General features: G+C 43.2%; 17 protein-coding genes. 9 read left to right on the top strand and 8 right to left on the bottom strand.

The annotated features are described in order from the left end of the window. Positions 1 to 22: 22 nt before the first annotated feature. Positions 23 to 1,018, bottom strand: coding sequence for a LacI family DNA-binding transcriptional regulator (locus tag Q4592_RS04965; protein WP_303510522.1), 996 nt, complete (start codon positions 1,016 to 1,018; stop codon positions 23 to 25). 194 nt (positions 1,019 to 1,212) lie between these two features. Continuing rightward, a complete protein-coding gene (locus Q4592_RS04960; protein ID WP_303510521.1) occupies positions 1,213 to 2,241 on the bottom strand; it encodes a cation diffusion facilitator family transporter in 1,029 nt (342 codons plus the stop codon). A gap of 198 nt (positions 2,242 to 2,439) precedes the next feature. Here Q4592_RS04960 and Q4592_RS04955 point away from each other — a divergent pair, with 198 nt between their 5' ends. Further along, positions 2,440 to 3,072: a glutathione S-transferase family protein gene (locus Q4592_RS04955; RefSeq protein ID WP_303510519.1), complete on the top strand. Its 633-nt coding sequence runs from the start codon at positions 2,440 to 2,442 to the stop codon at positions 3,070 to 3,072. 172 nt (positions 3,073 to 3,244) lie between these two features. Beyond that, on the top strand, positions 3,245 to 4,435 hold the full coding sequence (locus Q4592_RS04950) for a class I SAM-dependent methyltransferase (RefSeq protein WP_303510517.1): 1,191 nt from the start codon (positions 3,245 to 3,247) through the stop codon (positions 4,433 to 4,435). A 65-nt stretch (positions 4,436 to 4,500) separates the two neighbouring features. On the opposite strand, the gene Q4592_RS04945 is transcribed toward Q4592_RS04950, so the two are convergent. Continuing rightward, positions 4,501 to 5,157, bottom strand: a complete 657-nt coding sequence (locus Q4592_RS04945; RefSeq protein ID WP_303510514.1) for a methyltransferase — start codon at positions 5,155 to 5,157, stop codon at positions 4,501 to 4,503. A 502-nt stretch (positions 5,158 to 5,659) separates the two neighbouring features. Continuing rightward, entirely contained in the window at positions 5,660 to 6,655 is a 996-nt protein-coding gene (locus Q4592_RS04940) for a lipase family protein (RefSeq protein ID WP_303510511.1), read from the bottom strand. Positions 6,656 to 6,875: 220 nt separating this feature from the next. On the opposite strand from Q4592_RS04940, the gene Q4592_RS04935 reads away from it, so the two are divergent. The 3 genes from Q4592_RS04935 to Q4592_RS04925 all read left to right on the top strand — a co-directional run bounded on the left by Q4592_RS04935 (position 6,876) and on the right by Q4592_RS04925 (position 9,267). Then, the gene (locus tag Q4592_RS04935) at positions 6,876 to 7,625 is read left to right on the top strand and encodes a hypothetical protein (protein ID WP_303510509.1); all 750 of its coding nucleotides are present in this window, start codon (positions 6,876 to 6,878) and stop codon (positions 7,623 to 7,625) included. A 107-nt stretch (positions 7,626 to 7,732) separates the two neighbouring features. After that, positions 7,733 to 8,302: a hypothetical protein gene (locus Q4592_RS04930; RefSeq protein ID WP_303510507.1), complete on the top strand. Its 570-nt coding sequence runs from the start codon at positions 7,733 to 7,735 to the stop codon at positions 8,300 to 8,302. A gap of 209 nt (positions 8,303 to 8,511) precedes the next feature. Continuing rightward, positions 8,512 to 9,267, top strand: a complete 756-nt coding sequence (locus Q4592_RS04925; RefSeq protein WP_303510505.1) for a hypothetical protein — start codon at positions 8,512 to 8,514, stop codon at positions 9,265 to 9,267. A gap of 188 nt (positions 9,268 to 9,455) precedes the next feature. Here Q4592_RS04925 and Q4592_RS04920 read toward each other — a convergent pair whose 3' ends face one another. Continuing rightward, a complete protein-coding gene (locus Q4592_RS04920; RefSeq protein WP_303510503.1) occupies positions 9,456 to 10,220 on the bottom strand; it encodes an exodeoxyribonuclease III in 765 nt (254 codons plus the stop codon). A gap of 1,081 nt (positions 10,221 to 11,301) precedes the next feature. On the opposite strand from Q4592_RS04920, the gene Q4592_RS04915 reads away from it, so the two are divergent. The 4 genes from Q4592_RS04915 (at position 11,302) to Q4592_RS04900 (ending at position 13,603) form a co-directional block, all read left to right on the top strand. Further along, the gene (locus Q4592_RS04915; protein ID WP_303510500.1) at positions 11,302 to 12,039 is read left to right on the top strand and encodes a hypothetical protein; all 738 of its coding nucleotides are present in this window, start codon (positions 11,302 to 11,304) and stop codon (positions 12,037 to 12,039) included. Positions 12,040 to 12,069: 30 nt separating this feature from the next. Next, positions 12,070 to 12,711, top strand: a complete 642-nt coding sequence (locus Q4592_RS04910; RefSeq protein WP_303510497.1) for a hypothetical protein — start codon at positions 12,070 to 12,072, stop codon at positions 12,709 to 12,711. Positions 12,712 to 12,745: 34 nt separating this feature from the next. After that, complete coding sequence (locus Q4592_RS04905) at positions 12,746 to 13,216, top strand: GNAT family N-acetyltransferase (protein ID WP_303510494.1); 471 nt, start codon at positions 12,746 to 12,748, stop codon at positions 13,214 to 13,216. A 129-nt stretch (positions 13,217 to 13,345) separates the two neighbouring features. After that, the gene (locus Q4592_RS04900) at positions 13,346 to 13,603 is read left to right on the top strand and encodes a hypothetical protein (protein ID WP_303510491.1); all 258 of its coding nucleotides are present in this window, start codon (positions 13,346 to 13,348) and stop codon (positions 13,601 to 13,603) included. A gap of 208 nt (positions 13,604 to 13,811) precedes the next feature. Here the strand turns inward: Q4592_RS04900 and Q4592_RS04895 are convergent, their stop codons facing one another. Genes Q4592_RS04895 through Q4592_RS04885 form a run of 3 tightly spaced genes read right to left on the bottom strand, consistent with a single transcriptional unit; the run spans position 13,812 to position 16,002 of the window. Further along, positions 13,812 to 14,978, bottom strand: a complete 1,167-nt coding sequence (locus Q4592_RS04895; protein WP_303510487.1) for a glutathionylspermidine synthase family protein — start codon at positions 14,976 to 14,978, stop codon at positions 13,812 to 13,814. 2 nt (positions 14,979 to 14,980) lie between these two features. Further along, positions 14,981 to 15,580 carry a DUF1190 domain-containing protein gene (locus tag Q4592_RS04890; protein ID WP_303510485.1) on the bottom strand — a complete coding sequence of 200 codons (600 nt, stop codon included), beginning with the start codon at positions 15,578 to 15,580 and terminating at the stop codon, positions 14,981 to 14,983. Between the two features lie 8 nt (positions 15,581 to 15,588). Beyond that, on the bottom strand, positions 15,589 to 16,002 hold the full coding sequence (locus Q4592_RS04885) for a DUF350 domain-containing protein (RefSeq protein WP_137671855.1): 414 nt from the start codon (positions 16,000 to 16,002) through the stop codon (positions 15,589 to 15,591). Positions 16,003 to 16,008: the final 6 nt, after the last annotated feature.

Below are 16,008 nucleotides of genomic sequence, written 5' to 3'. Positions count from 1 at the left end.
TGTTTGTGATCATCAAAGGACTCTAAGGTGTACTAGCACGTGCAATAAAACGAGGTGATTCCACTTTAGGAATTGTTAACTGCAAATCGTAAGCCATGTTGAGTACTCGCCGACAGGCGGCACTGGCCATTTGCTCTATAGGAATGCTAATGGTGCTTAAGGGCGGAGAAGCATAAGCAGCAAAGTCGACATTGTCGTAACCCAATACCGCCACTTGTTGAGGCACCTTGATGCCAGCACTTTGCAGCATTGATAACGCCACTAACGCCACCTTGTCGTTACCACAAAACAATGCGTCAAACGCGAGGCCACTGCTTAACAATTGATGAATGGCTGCTCGGCACTCTTCAAAATCAAAGCTACCTTCAATAACCAACTTGGGATTAATTGGCCGGTCTTGTCTGGCTAACTCATTCACAAAGCCCTGCTGGCGCTGCTGAGCATCTTGGGCGCTTAATCGCCCAGTGATACAGGCAATGTTTTGGTGGCCCTGTTCAAGTAAGGCGGCGGCAGCTAATTTGCCCCCTAAGTAATGATCAACACTAAAAGACTCTGCAGACAGTAAATCCACCGAATGATTAATAAAGACTAACGGCGGGTAACTGGCTTGTGCGCTGAGCAAGTCGGATACAGCCATTTCTGGACATACCATTAATACCCCATCACAGTCGCGACGAATTAAGTAATCAAGGTGTTGTAAGCAAGCTTCATTACTGCCAGCACCTTCGGCATTGGCCAAAATGAGGTGTTTATCGTGACGCCGCAGCTCTAACTCAATGGCGTGCAATATATGCTGGTAAAAAGAACCTGATAAAGAAGGTAACCACACGCCAATAATATTGGAACGCTGTGTTGATAAGGCGCGAGCAAAGCTATTAGGCCGATAATTTAGTTGGAGCATGGCTTGGCTAATTCGCTGTTGTGCTTTAGCCGATACTCCACCATTTCCCGACAATGAACGCGATACCGTGCCTACGCCAACCTCGGCTAGTTTTGCCACATCTTTAATGGTCGCCATTTGCTCGCTCTGCTTTGCTCATTGCTGTTACCACCAGCATGAGCACCAGCCAGGCTAGCCTCAAGCATCAAAAGCGCAAAATGGAACCGATTCCATATATTTATGAAACAAATAGCAAGTGCTTAGAATAATTTCATCAAGACAATAAAAAAGAGCGCTGGTTGGCGCTCTTTTTTGCTGCTAGCTTAAGTTAACTATGTCTGTTCGCTGGCGAGCTCATCATCACAACTGTCACAGCAGGGGTTTAAGACTCGTTCGGCACAATTGAACGGCTCAATGTGAATAATCACATCCACCACTTCATCTAACTCTTGCATCAAATGATCTTTAAACTCTTCACTAATGGTATGTGCTTTATCTACACTCATGTCTGGGTCAACCAATAAGTGAAAGTCTACCAAAATGGCACTGCCCACGCGGCGATTGCGAATCGCATGAACTTCTTTTATCTCATCATTGCTAACCGCATGATGCTGAATTTTCTGCTCTAACTTTTCATCCGCTTCTTTTTCAGTAATCTCTTGCATAGCTGGCCATATAATTTCCCAGGCGGCCTTTAGAATCATCGCAGTAACCAATAAAGCAGCAATTTGATCCAAATAATGTAAATGCGGAAAGAAGTAGTTGGCCAATACCGCTACTGCAACCGGTAACGAACTTAGGGCATCACTGCGGTGGTGCCAAGCGTTGGCGTGCAAAGCGCGGCTGTTAACACGTTTGGCTTGAATTAGTGTCCAGCGGTATAACACTTCTTTTACAACTATCGACACCAATGCAGCCGCTAAGGCTAATGCCCCAGGGTTACTGGTTTCATTGGCGGTTAAGGAGTTTATCGAATCCCAAGCAATGCCAACGCCGACCAATATTAACAATGCACCAATAAAAATATTAGTGAGCGTTTCAAAACGGCCATGGCCATAGGGGTGTTCTTTATCGGCAGGGGCAGCCCAATAACGAGAGCCTATTAAAATGGCGGCATCGGTGACTAAATCAGAAAAACTGTGTACTCCATCGGCGACCAGCGCTTGGCTACCAGTAAGCTTGCCTACACCAATTTTAAGAATCGCCAAAAACACATTGGCAATAGAGCCAATCCATGTTGCTTTGCGAACAGTTTTAACCACTTGCTGTTGCATGATGAGTCCGTCTACCACTAAAAAATGAGCACATAGTCTACCCAGTTCAGACCCAGAAAACGAGCCTAGGCCACCGACATCTTTCATTCTCAAGTGATTGAAAATAAATATCATTTAGATTCAAGAGAACAGAGATAAGATAAACGCTTGAAGCGCTTAACTATCTGCACTTAGCCACTGATAGCTTTTTAATCAATTAAAGCCACTAAACTATAGCGATAGGCTCCACTTGCTTCTATGCTATAGCTGAATTTGCCCTTGTTGTAGCTAAAAAGGATTGCCTCAATGATTACTTTATACGGTTCTCCACGCTCACGTTCATTGCGTGTATCTTGGATGCTGGAAGAGCTAGGCCTAGAGTGGAACTACCACTACATTAATTTTCAAAACGCCGAACACCGCAGCGAAGAATATTTAAGCCTAAACCCATGTGGAAAGGTACCCGCCCTTAAAGATGGCGAGTTAGTGTTTAACGAGTCGGCCGCCATATGCCTATATCTGGCCGAGAAATACGGCCCACAATTTTTGCCCACTCCGGGCAGTGATCAATCCGCTCTACATCATCGCTGGGTAAGCTTTACTATTTGCGAATTAGAGCAAGCACTTTGGAGCATGGGCAAACATCGCTTTGCTCTGCCAGAAGAGCATCGCCTGCCCGAAATGCAAGAAACCGCCACCTGGGAATTTGATAAAGCAGCCGCCATTGCCGAGCTTTGGGTGCCAGAAGAAGGCTACCTATGCGGCGAGCAGTTTACCGTGGCAGATGTTTTACTCTGTCACACCCTAAATTGGGCAATGAGCTTTCAACAACAACTTCCACCCAAGTTAATGGCATACCGTAAACGCACCAGCCAGCGCTCGGCCTTAAATACCGGCCTTGAAAAAGAAATGAACGGCAAGGCCATGAGCAATTTGTAAGCCGCTTCATCTTAGTAAGTAGTCAATAAAGCCAAGCCGAAAAGCTTGGCTTTTTCGATTTCGGCTTAAGCCACCAAAAACACCTGCTTTTGCTGAATAAAGCCAGACTATACTTGGGTTTTGCCAAGCAAGACGCTTATAATGCGCGGCATTACCAATTAGGAAGCAAAACATGAGCGGCATCATTACCCTTAAAGCCAAACGCGACAAAGCATTGTTGCGTCGCCATCCGTGGATTTTCTCTAACGGCATTCATAAAGTGTCGGGCAAGCCGCTCTCCGGTGAAACGGTTGAAGTATATAGTGCTGAGGGGAAATACTTAGCCACCGCCGCTTACTCGCCTGATTCTCAAATTCGCGCACGAGTATGGAGCTTTGATCAACAGCAACAAATTGATAAGCAGTACTTTATTCAGCGCTTACAAGATGCCAATGCTGCTCGTAGCATTTTGCCAGAATTTGCCGATACCAATGCTTATCGCTTAGTCGCAGGCGAAAACGATGGCTTACCGGGTATTACTATTGACCGCTATGCCAATGTATTGGTTTTGCAGCTATTAAGTGCTGGCGCAGAGTTTCAACGCGCTAACTTAGTAGAGGCCCTAAAACACTGCTTCCCAGACGATGTTATTTACGAACGTTCAGATGTAGCTGTGCGCAAAAAAGAAGGCCTAGAACAAACCCAAGGTCTCATTCATGGTGAGCTTCCAGCTCAACCGATGGAAATAGAAGAAAACGGCCTACGTTTGTTAATTAACGTAGAAACTGGCCACAAAACCGGTTACTACCTTGATCAGCGTAATAACCGCAAACTAGTTGGCCAACTGGCCAAGGGCAAAAAGATCCTCAACTGCTTTTGTTACACCGGTGGTTTTGGCACCTATGCCTTAGCTGGCGGCGCGAAAAAAGTAGTAAACATTGACGTGTCTGATGCGGCCTTAGAGATTGCCAATCAAAATGTTGAGCTAAATGGTTTAAATGCAAACAAGATTACTCAGTTAAATGCTGATGTATTTAAGCAGCTACGCGCTTACCGCGACTGTGACGAGCAGTTCGACATGATAGTGTTAGACCCACCTAAATTTGTCGACAGTAAAGCCAGCCTAACTCGCGCCAGCCGTGGCTACAAAGACATCAACATGCTGGCCATGCAAATGCTTCGTCCGGGTGGCATATTACTCACGTACTCGTGCTCAGGCCTTATGCCTACCAGCTTGTTTCAAAAAATTGTGGCCGATGCAGCAATTGATGCAAAACGTGAAATGCAGTTTTTGAAAACCCTAGAACAAGCGGAAGATCACCCCGTTGGCGGCCCCTACCCAGAAGGCCACTACCTAAAAGGCTTTTTGTGCCGAGTTAAGTAAGCAATTTGCTTAAGGCCATTTAAACTAAAACCGCAGCTTAGCCTGCGGTTTTGTTGTTTAAGAGACTAATTATTACTGCCGTAAATAAAGTCCATGTCAGGCTTCTCGGTGCAGAAATAATGCACCCAAATATATAAGTGACTAAATGCCGCCACTACCAGAGCCGCTGCGGAGTTAAAGCTTAACGCGATGGCCCAGAATAATAAGAAGGCGTACACATACATGGCATTGCTAGTGAAGCGAAATATGCCTTGTTTAACAAATGGCATTTGCCTAAATCGAGATTCGAAATGATCGGCGCCAGCTGCGCGGCGCATGCCAAAATATCGCCTAACGCTATACATAGCGTAAACTCCTAACACTAAACAAGCACCAGCAAGTGTAGCCGCAAGCCCAGTAGATAAATTCAGGCTTCCGCGGTCTAAATAAGCCAACACAAATAAAGACATAAAACGCCCAGAAAATAACAAGAAGAACCCTGCTATGTAGGGTTTAAAAAAAGCTGACTTTCGCTCATCAGAAACACGAAGTGCTATACGCCATGAAAGCCAAACAAAAACTTGGTGAGCAATTGGCACTATTACCGCGGCCCAAAAGACCGCTGGATAAGGAGCGCCTAAATAGGCCCATAGCAAGCACGTCATCGCCAGCAGTATGCTGGCAAAAACTAAGTGTTTTAACTGTCCGAACCAAAAGCCAATCGGTGCATCATCTTGTTTCATCGTATTCTCGAATATCTAGGGGATAAAAGTTAGCTAAATTCCATACCTCGTGGAGTGAGCAGGTATGGCTTACCTTGATAAGACAGGATTATATTACATGGGGAAACTTCATTAGACGCTAGCGATAGAACCTATTGTTATGAATATTGGAACAATAACAGTCAACACCTCAAGAATCAGCGCGCTTCCATACAATAAGGTACTGGTAGCGCGTAATGAGTTTGCTCAGTGAACTAGCTTATTTATTGAAGAAAAACATTCACGATTTCGACTTTTTGACACCTTCGTATTGAGCTAGCCCCCTCATTAAAACGCCTATTTCTGCGGAAAATACACCTAAGCCGATAAAGAACATAGCTAAAGCAAATAAGCTGCTCATGGAAACTCCTCATTTAATTACTTTAGATAATTACACTCGCACACACAATCCTAGAACACGCTGACTTAAGTCAATAAATACAGCGCTGAAAAATAGCCTTCATCAAGTACCCTCCTCCCTATATCACACTTCTTGCAAGCTATTCCATAACTTAACGCAGTAATAAATCGGCATATGATCGGTAAAGCTTATAGAGGTATCACCATGCAAACGCTTGAGGTTGTCGCGCCATTCTTTAAAAGAATCCAAGAGGTGTTGGTTTATTTCTGCTAGGTCGATATTCAGGCTCTTACGGCGCGCTTCTTGAGCCTGAAAAGTATTCACAACCAGTTCTTTATATTGTTCCGAACTCATCTCTGGCCGCTGGTAATCAATGCGTAGATCACTATGTATATAAACCAGCTCGCCAGTATCTTCAAAACAAAACTTAATAGCAGGTAAATTAGGCGGCAACATAGGAATAGGATCACGCGCATGCTCTACTCGCCACACCGGTCGCTGCTTAAGTAAGTGGGTAAAGTTGCTGTCTCCTACTCGCGGCGCGCCGTAAATATACAAACCAGTGGCGTGTTTTATCTTGGCAAAACACAAGGTCGCCAAAGCGCCGCCCAAACTATGGCCTGTTATCCAAATAGGTCGCTCTGGATGCTCTGTTATTTGCTGTTGAATATACGCAGCTAAACCCTGCTCGCCTTCCCATATCTCGTCTAAGGCTTTTTGAAAACCCTTATGTACTCGGCCGCCTTCGCTAAATTGGCTAGGTAGCGCATCTAAATCGGTTCGCAGTTCATATAATGCCGATAGCGACTTCAATTCAGTACCGCGAAAACTAATAATCAGTGCCTGTTGGTTACCCGCCACCATGCACTCTGTGCCCTTACCTTGGAAAAAACTAAACTGATTAAAGCCTGCCAATTGATAAGCCATTCGCGCAAAACCTGGGTGGGTATAGGCCAACAACGAGCAATCGGCCAACCACCAAGCATTAACCTTTGAAAATTCAGTATTACTGGCCTCAAAGGGGTGCGAAGCCGCATCATTAAAGTAGCGATAGTCCATGTCGGGCGGCACTATATCGTAGTTTTTCGGGTCAGGAATGGGCTTTATCAATGTCTTCACTTCAACACTTTTTAACTAAAGTAGCAGCTTACCTTATTGCTTAATCCAGTACCTCAACGCTAAGCGCATTCTCAATTGAAACATCGAATGATTTGCATGCAACTCAAGCCTATAAGCAGTTTCTAAATAACAATAATATTTTTGTGTTATTTATCACTAAGTGATGTTAGCGTTAACAAGATTACTTTTTTATAACATTAACTTTACATATGGATTTGTGATGATGCACTGGGTTAGTAAGCTTGGCTTTTTACGCTGTTCATTAGTTTTAGCGGCAGCACTTTTAGCCGCTCAGCATTTCCACTATTCCCAGTTAGTAGACCTTAAACAAGATCAAATTAATCAATTGTCTCAGCAGTTAAATCACCAAGCAGACTTACTGGAATCACAAAATAACGCTTCATCACTAGTGCAAACCTTAGATACTATTTTTGCTTCCCCCGCTGTGCACTCGGTTGCTAGCGATCCCCTGCCACTTCAGCCCTCCCGTTCAGAATTACCTAATGAATCCCAGAGTGACTTAACAATCACCACAAAAGTTACCAAGCCGCAAACAAACTTAAACAAAATCGTTGAATCGTTAATTCGAGACAAACAGGTGCTAGAGAAAATGGCCACAAGGCCGCAAGGGCAAATGCACAGCCAGTTAGCCAAGCAATTTAATTTGGAAGAAGTAGACCTGCAGTGGGCCTCTTCCCAAGAGCTCTCGTTACAAGATATTTGGGCTGAGAACGAAGTCTTGTCAAATTCAGACCTTAGCAAAATAGAATGTAAATCGAGACAATGTCTCATTTCCGTTTACCCTTCAGACGCGACAGACATTAATCAAATAACCGCGTCTTTTTATCAAGAATTATCAGCCAAGCAACTCTATACAAAGACCCATTCGCTAATTGTTCAACCAGAAAACGAATTTGGTGAAATAAGCATTTTGTTCACGCATATCGATCTCGTAGAAAACAGCCTTTAGACCATTGAGGTTTAGGTGCAATGGATTGCGCCAGTACACCACAGGATCAAATTAGCCCACGGATTGGATTAATTTGCAGGGATATAACAATGATAATTGGAGGAAGAATGAAAGGTTTTTCAAACATAGCCGGCGCCTTAACCATAGTAGCCGCTGCTAGCTTATCTACATCCGTACAAGCCGCCGATACATGGACCGCAAGCATAGCAATAGATGGCACTACCGCATCTGCAGCTTCTGGATGCTCGTGGAACAACTGGGCGTATATGACAATGGGTCGCGAACGCGTACTAAGCTGTAATGGAAGTACAGTAGCGCGTGCATTTCAAAACTTAGCGTATAACTCTTGCAGTCTAACGGTATCCAATAGTGACTATAAACCTAGCGGAAGTGGTTGCTACCGACAGGTTTATAAAAAAGAAGTGGTAAGCGTTGTTCAAGTATACCCAGGTAACAGCTGCACATGGGTAGATACCACAAGCCATTATGGTTACGACTTTAAACATTTTACCTGTGCTAATTACGGTGTAGTAGCAACCAAGCAAATTGCTTACCCGTGGAGTTACCGAAGCTCTGGTTATGGCTGTAGTATTTCAGCAGAAACCGGCTTTAGAGTAACCACGTCTGGTACAGGCACTGGCGATACAAACTGTAACGTGACTAAAGTAACTAAATAGCACTATGCTAAGCAGATAGTGTATGACAACAGCAGGCTAATCCCCTGCTGCTTTTAAACTCAAAATAACGTGAGTGCTACAACAAACCACCTTCAGCCATTACGCTTTATCACATCCACTTGTAAACTTAACCATAAATCGTGCAAGTAGATTCCTAAGCCAATAAATACTTTACACTAGACAACACTATCAATATTTGGAGAGTACTCGTGTCGCTAATCAGGCCTAAAATCTTTATGTTTGCTACCTTAGCAATCATGGCTTTATTAACCGGCTGTGCTCCTACCGTGCAAACGGTTTACCTTACTCCAGAGGTAAAGGGACAGGTGGTGGTGCTAAAGACTGGAGCAAGCGCGCAATTCTTCCCCTTAGCAAAGAGCAACATTTATCACCGCAAGTATCCTGAAAAAGCGGTTGAATCGGATACCAATGGGCAGTTTACCCTAGCAGCCATTAGCCAAGTAGAGGCTAGCTGGCTAATGGCCGGTCACGCCTTTAATTACTACCCCGTGTTTATAGAAAAAGGGGCTTTACGCTATCAGTTATTGGCAGAAGCATCGGTAAAAATGCACCATTTAGAAACGCTCACGTTAAGCAGCATAATTGTTGAAAGCGAGTTAAAGGGTGAGCCGTTACTAGGAGACTCCGCCCCCAGCGCGCTTCACCGCTGCAATTTTTCTTGGCTTACCCAATTGCGTCGCTCTTTGGCTGTAAACAGTGCTTTAGAGCAGCACTTTACGCAGCGCTCGGCGCTGTCAGCCCAAGAGCAAACATATGTAGACGACCAATATCAGCAAACTCGATTATGGTTAGCACAAGTAAAGCGCAGCTGTGATTGGAGAGACAGGCACGGCCTACCCAACTACGATGATATGAAAGCAGGCAATGAGTACTTTAAGCAAATAGACAGCGCGCTCAGCAATAAATCACTGAGTAAACATGACAATGAGAATAATACAAAATGAACAAGAACTGAGCATGCAAAAACCTGGGCTGCTTTAAGTAAATAATTGACTCAGTAAAACCAACCAGAGCTTGCTCACCTTGATCGCGGGCCAAATACCCAGCTAAAAACTGGCGAACACCGTTTATTCAGCCACAAAAAAAGCTGCTCAATGTGCTTGAGCAGCCTTTAGTAAATATCTCGCTTAGCTTAAAGCGCTACATCCACCTGCACTGGACAGTGATCTGAACCCATTACATCATTAAGAATGTCTGCATCGCTCACTTTGTCGGCAAAAGCTTCACTCACCAAGAAGTAATCAATTCTCCAGCCAATGTTACGCCCACGCGCACCCGCTCGGTAACTCCACCAGCTGTATTTAACTTCATCTTGTTTCTTCAAACGGAAGGTATCTACAAAGCCTGCTGCCGTTAAGTTATCAATGCCATCTATCTCGGCCTGAGTATAACCAGCACTTTTGTTGTAGTTCGGTTTTGGTCGAGCCAAATCAATATCTTTATGGGCTACGTTTAAATCTCCGCACACAAATACCGACTTACGTGCTTCTAAACCTTTCAAGTAAACCAAGAAGTCTGCATCCCACTGTTGGCGATACTCTAAACGTTTTAACTCACTGCCAGAGTTAGGCGTGTATACAGTAACTAAAATAAACTGCTCGTATTCTGCGGCAATCACACGACCTTCTTGGTCGTGCTCTTCAATGCCCATATCGTACTCAACACTCAAAGGCTTTTCTTTAGTAAGAATGGCTGTGCCAGAGTAGCCCTTTTTTACCGCTGAATTACTGTAGATGTGGTAACCCTCAAGTGCTGCTAACGCTTCTAGCACTTGGTCATCCTGAGCTTTGGTTTCTTGTAAACACAATACATCGGTTTGCATAGACTCAAGCGATGCCAAGAATTCCTTCTTCATCACCGCCCTAATGCCATTCACATTCCATGATACTAAACGCATTCGCCCTTCCTTCAGAAAGTAAAAAAAGTGAGGTTCAATTGTCGCCAAACAACGGCGCACTGAATCAAATAAGGCAAGTATTGTAGCAGGCTTGAAGCAGGCTAAAAAACCTTAAAGTTATGAGGAATTGAAGGAGCGGCTAAATCTGTAGCAGTGGTCTTAATAAAGGCTAATAACTATGCTGGAATACATCAGCTGGAACACGTTTAAAGAGTAGCACAACACAGTTTATCCGTTATCATCATGGCAGCCCCAAAAGACATGCCTGAAACACTCAGTTCCTAAACCTCTCTCTTTGTATGGGTAAAAAACTTTGTTTATAGACAAGAAATGACGATTCCTTCTTTCCCCAGGCATGTGCATTATTTCGTGCTGACTCTTGCGATAATTTATGAGCTAGATGGCTGATGAGGAACAGGAAAAGTGATAGTGTGTATTTTATCAAATGCATGGCAAGAGGAAAGCGCCTTGTTTAAAAAGCATTTTATCACTTAATAAGCTCTTAGTACGCAGGGAAGTCTGCTGGGGAAGTTAACTAGTTCGGCAGTTGAATTCATTCGAACAATTACGGATGACGAAATTAATTATACTGCTAAAGCTGATTATGGGCAGGATTTTGATAAGCATAAAGCTGAACTTAAAAAACTAATATTTGAACAGCATGGAGTTGTTGATAATGATCAAAATTGGTTTCCCTATGAAGTCATTGAGTTAAGACAACATACTTATGAGATTAACCATGAAAGAGAGTTCATGATTTGTCATATTATCATTGCCCTTTCAATAATTGCGGGTTGCGATTGTGTCAATGAGCCAGAAATCATGATGGAAAAAATCCTAATGGTGTTCAGCTTTCTGATACTAATTTTGAATTCTTAATGGAGCTACTAACTTTAGCGAATGAAAAGTATGTGCAGTATTTTGAGTAAGCGTACTAAACAGGTCACCTCAAGCGACCCATTTTATTACACGGTTTTTGTGCTGGTGTCGAAAGCTCCAAATTTTTGCACAAAACACGACACAAAATGTGCGCCTGAATGATGCGTTATATGTATCCTCGTTTTAGTGGGAAATTAAGAATATGAACAAATTAGAAGCGATAGAGAAATCATTAGAAAAATATGGGCTTTCACACATATTAGGTAGTCCTTTTGATAACGCTTTTGAAGTCTTTAATAATAAAAAAGAAGATATCAATCTCATCTTGTTAGGCACCAATGGGAATATGACTGATGCGATAAAAACCAATGCTGAGTGGGTTAGAGAAAGAGCTGATAACACGAAATACAGCCACCTTCTATCTGGTGATTGGGGAGTGTCGCCTTTGCAAAAAGAGCTAACTAAGCTTCCTAATCTACTTAATGAATGCTTTGAAAGTTCGACGTTTTCAGTATCAAAAATGATTCTAACGAATGGTCTTCTATTGGCATCCAATGGTGTAGGTGATATCAAAAATCAGTTCGAGATATTAAGAAATGAAACCAACAAATTCACTAATTTTAAAGGTTTACTCAATGCTTCAATGGGTTTCTTTGATGACTTTGTAGCCAAAAATTCTAACCCTAAAATAATCTTCGCTTATGGTAATGCCGAGCAAGGGCATTCTGCGTGGAAGTATTTGAGAGGTTATTATCCTAAGTTGAAAGAAACTGTGATTGTTCCAATCAAATCAACTAGCTATAAGTTTTGTTCATTGGATATACATGGCGAGGAGGTTTTTGTTATAGGCTCCCCACACCCTTGCTACCATTACAACAAACTAAACAAAGAGTTAATCAAGGAAGGGCTAGTGAAAATCGGTGCTATATCATACGTATAATTAACCCGGCGTTAGCTATCATGGATAATAATGAACTCAAACATTAATATTGAAGCGCTAGACAGAGTAGCAACTGTTTCTAATCAAATACGACATTGGTTTATGAATTTCAATCATCCTGAGAGATACAGCGATGTAAATGACCTATGTAGAGTTGTAAATTTCGTACATCAAATCGATCTATTAGAAACCGTATTAATGAGATTTGAGGTACAAGCCCATATGGCTAAATTGGCTCTTCAAGAACTATCCTCCCCTGAGGTTGATGGCTCATTGGCTTATGAGTTTTGGAGAATTGATGTCGAGGAAACATTTGCATCTTCTACACTCGAGTTGGGTTATCAAATCAAAAATGGTTGGAAAGCACTGAGCTATCACGCAAAACACCATGATGCTTTTGATATCTTCAGGATGGGCTATAAAGAGCCTTCGGATACATTTCTAGCTAGGCATAAAGCCACTCACTTTCAACCAGATCAGTTCCTTGAACACAACACAGCTAAAGAGTATTCGATACTAAGACGCCCATACCACGTTGATAATGGAGAAATTAAGAAAGAATTAGCTAAAGCAACATTGCCAAAAGTTGCCAAATTAATTCGAAGTTCATTTACAGCTAGTGATGAATATCTGCATACATTTTGGGCAGCAACTGTGGGCGAAAATAACTAACGAGAAGCCATGGCGTGATGTGCTTGGAGGATAAATGATAAATCTCGAAGTTGAAAGTAGTCAGATTCCTCTCGATTTATTGCTTGAAGCTGATCCTTCAGAGGCTAGTATTTCGTCGTACTTATCTGATTCTTGGTGTTTTGCTGCTTTAGATAAAGGGCAAGTCTTTGGTGTATGTGTCGTAAAACCTCAACGGTTTGCTTTAGCTGAGATCTATAATGTAGCGGTTTCTCCATCTCATCAAGGGAAAGGTATAGGCACTAAGCTATTGGAGTTTGTGCTATCTCAGCTACCTAACAAAGGTGTAAAAAGGGTTGAACTTGGTACTGGCACGTTTGGCTATCAACTGATTTACTATCAACGTCTAGGCTTTCGTGTTGACGCTATAATCAAAGATCATTTCTTGTTGAATTACTCCGCCCCAATTTTTGAAAATGGTATTCAACACAAAGACATGTTGAGACTTTACCTACAGCTTAAAAAAACCATAGAACAAAGCCATTAAGGCGAATAACCAACGCTGGCTCGGCTTAAACAGCCACGGGCAATAGTGTAGAAGTAGTGGCCAGTATTGCTCATCGCTTAACGTTGGCTTATACATAAGAACTAATATTCAAAGGTACAAATTATCACCATGAAGAAAGCTATCGTTTTCTGCCTAGCCACTTTATTGTTTATAACATGTGGTGTAATAGGCGCTGCGATTGGCTGGAGTTTAAGGGCTAGCGTAACCCTGAACCAAATACCCGAATACAGTTATGCACTGTTGCGCGAAGTTGATAGCGGAGACCAAGAAGTAGACTTTACCAAAGTTGCTGCTGGGGATTGGACGAGAGTGTGCTTTCTAGGACCTTACAATGAAAACTCATCAAAAGCCTTAGGGTTTAATTGACGCATCACTGAATACACAAACGTATTAAGCAGTGATGGCCATAACGTCATCATCTTTGCGAATGACTCAGCCGTTATAGACTTTATTGTGCAAAACAGGAGATATGGAGGCTTCCATACTATGTCTGGTCGGTGTGTAGATAGAACGAACTCAAGATTACATTACAATCAAGAGCTCGGTTCTTATCATCAGCAGTAACCTTACTTGTTCACAAAATAATATGCGGTAGATATCGGCTCATATCTTGGGTTACCAAGCTACTGTCTTCACGAATCGATATCCCTGCTGCTTGGTCGTCCACCAGCCAACTGCCAATTAGGGTAAAGTTATCGCCATAGCGTGGTAGCTCATGCAGGGCTTGGTATATGTAGCCTTCTTCACCGTAAGGGCCGTGGGTATTGGCTATTTTTTCTTCGCCGCGCAATATCGAGATATTGGCACCTTCTCGCGAGAATATTGGTTTCTTTACAATGCCAGCACTAAAGTTGGCTTGCGAAAGTTGGTCTTCAAAAAATGATGGCAATAAGTTGGGATGATTAGGAAACATCTTCCACAGCATTGGCAGCAAGGCTTTGTTAGAAATAATGCTTTTCCAAGCGGGCTCTAACCAGCGAATATTTTGCTGGCCTAAGCTCTCGCCAAACTCTTCATCAAACATAAACTCCCATGGATAAAGCTTAAACATCCAGGTAATGACTTCGTCGTTTAAGTTGGTAAAGCGTTGTTCAGCGTCGATACCAATGTCTTCAACAAATACAAACTTGGTGTCTAGCCCGGCGGCAATGGCGCAATCTTCCATGTATTGTACGGTGCCGCGATCTTCGTCGGTATCTTTACAGCAGGCAAAATGTAACTCTCTGCCGGGGGTAAGGTACTGCAAATCACTAAAGCGATTAACCAGCTTTTCTTGCAAGCTATTAAACTGATCACTGGCGGGGTTAAGCACGCCTTGGTCTACATTGTCTTTTAGCCATAACCACTGCCAAAAGCCACTTTCGTATACCGAGGTAGGCGTGTCGGCATTATTCTCATATAACTTAGCGTCGCCCTTGCCGTCGTAGCAAAAGTCTAAACGCGAATATAAACAAGGTTCACCGTTCAGCCATGACTGACGCACAAAATCCCAGTGTTTTTCTGGAATACAAAAACGGCGCATTAGCTGTTCGTCACGCACCACTTTATCCACCACTTCTAAACACATTTGGTGGATTTCTTCGGTGGGTGCTTCGATGCCGTTTTCAATTTGTTCCAAACTAAACTGATAATAGGCCGACTCATCCCAGTACTTGTCGCCGTACATGGTGTGATAATTAAAGCCATATTCTTTGGCTTGCTCTTGCCAATTGAGTCGTTCTTTTATCGGTACTCGTAGCACGTTTAACCGCCCCAGCTAGATTTAGAGCCGCCCCAAGATGACTTGGCAGAAGCCTTAGCGCCAAAGCCGCCACGCGATACTGTGCGGCTTACTGTAGCTTTAGGTTTGTAAGCCGACTGACTAACTTTGTAGTTGCGCTGCCCGGCTTTACCAATCACCGAACCATCGGCCGTGATAATAGAATCACGGTACGAAGAACCACGTTGATTGTATTTATATACCGACGAAGGACGGTTGGTATCCATCATTCGGCCAAACAAGTAGCCGTACATAATAGGTGTAAAAATGCCGCTGCTGCTGGCACGACAACCTTCATAACCAAAGGCTTCTTCACAGTCTTGACGGCTATTGTATTTAGGCGCGGTGCGAGCCGCTTCGGCCTCAGCATTTTGATAAACCGCTACACACTGCTGTTCGTTGAGTGTGGTTTTAGTGACACAGTCGTCTACCGACTCGATCACTATGGCGTCATCTTGAGGCTCTGAACAAGCGCTCAGTATGGCGGTAGATACCGCAATCACTAAAGGTTTAACAATAAACGAAGGCCTAGCCGCGGGCAGCTTACGCATTGCGGCTAAGTTTATAAACTTAGAACGTTTCATAAGGCCTCCTAGTAAGTCATGCAGGCTGCATTTAACATACCTACCGACACACTGGTAGCGGCTAGCATAATACCGGCGCTCACTTCGTTGGCTTCAATGCGCGACACAATGCCAGGGATAAAGACAAAACGAACAATGACAAACGCGGCAATTTGCGCGATTAAGGCAATTGCGCCCCATAAAGTGAAATCAACAAATGAGATGGAGTTACTGGCTGCGCCAGCTAATGCCAATGCAAAGCCCAATACTGCGCCACCAAAGGCAATCGCCGCACTGGTATTTTTGCCTTCTTTAATTAACTCCCACTCATCATGTGGCGTCACTCGCACGTAAATCACTTTAAATAGCATTAAAAAAACAATTGATGCGGCAAAGTAAATTGCAAAGTTTGCAACGGCCATAAGTAATTCAGACTGTTCCATTTTCTG

This window comes from Agarivorans sp. 1_MG-2023 (genome assembly GCF_030548385.1).
Taxonomy (GTDB): Bacteria; Pseudomonadota; Gammaproteobacteria; order Enterobacterales; family Celerinatantimonadaceae; genus Agarivorans.
This window is presented reverse-complemented; position numbering and strand designations above follow the sequence as displayed.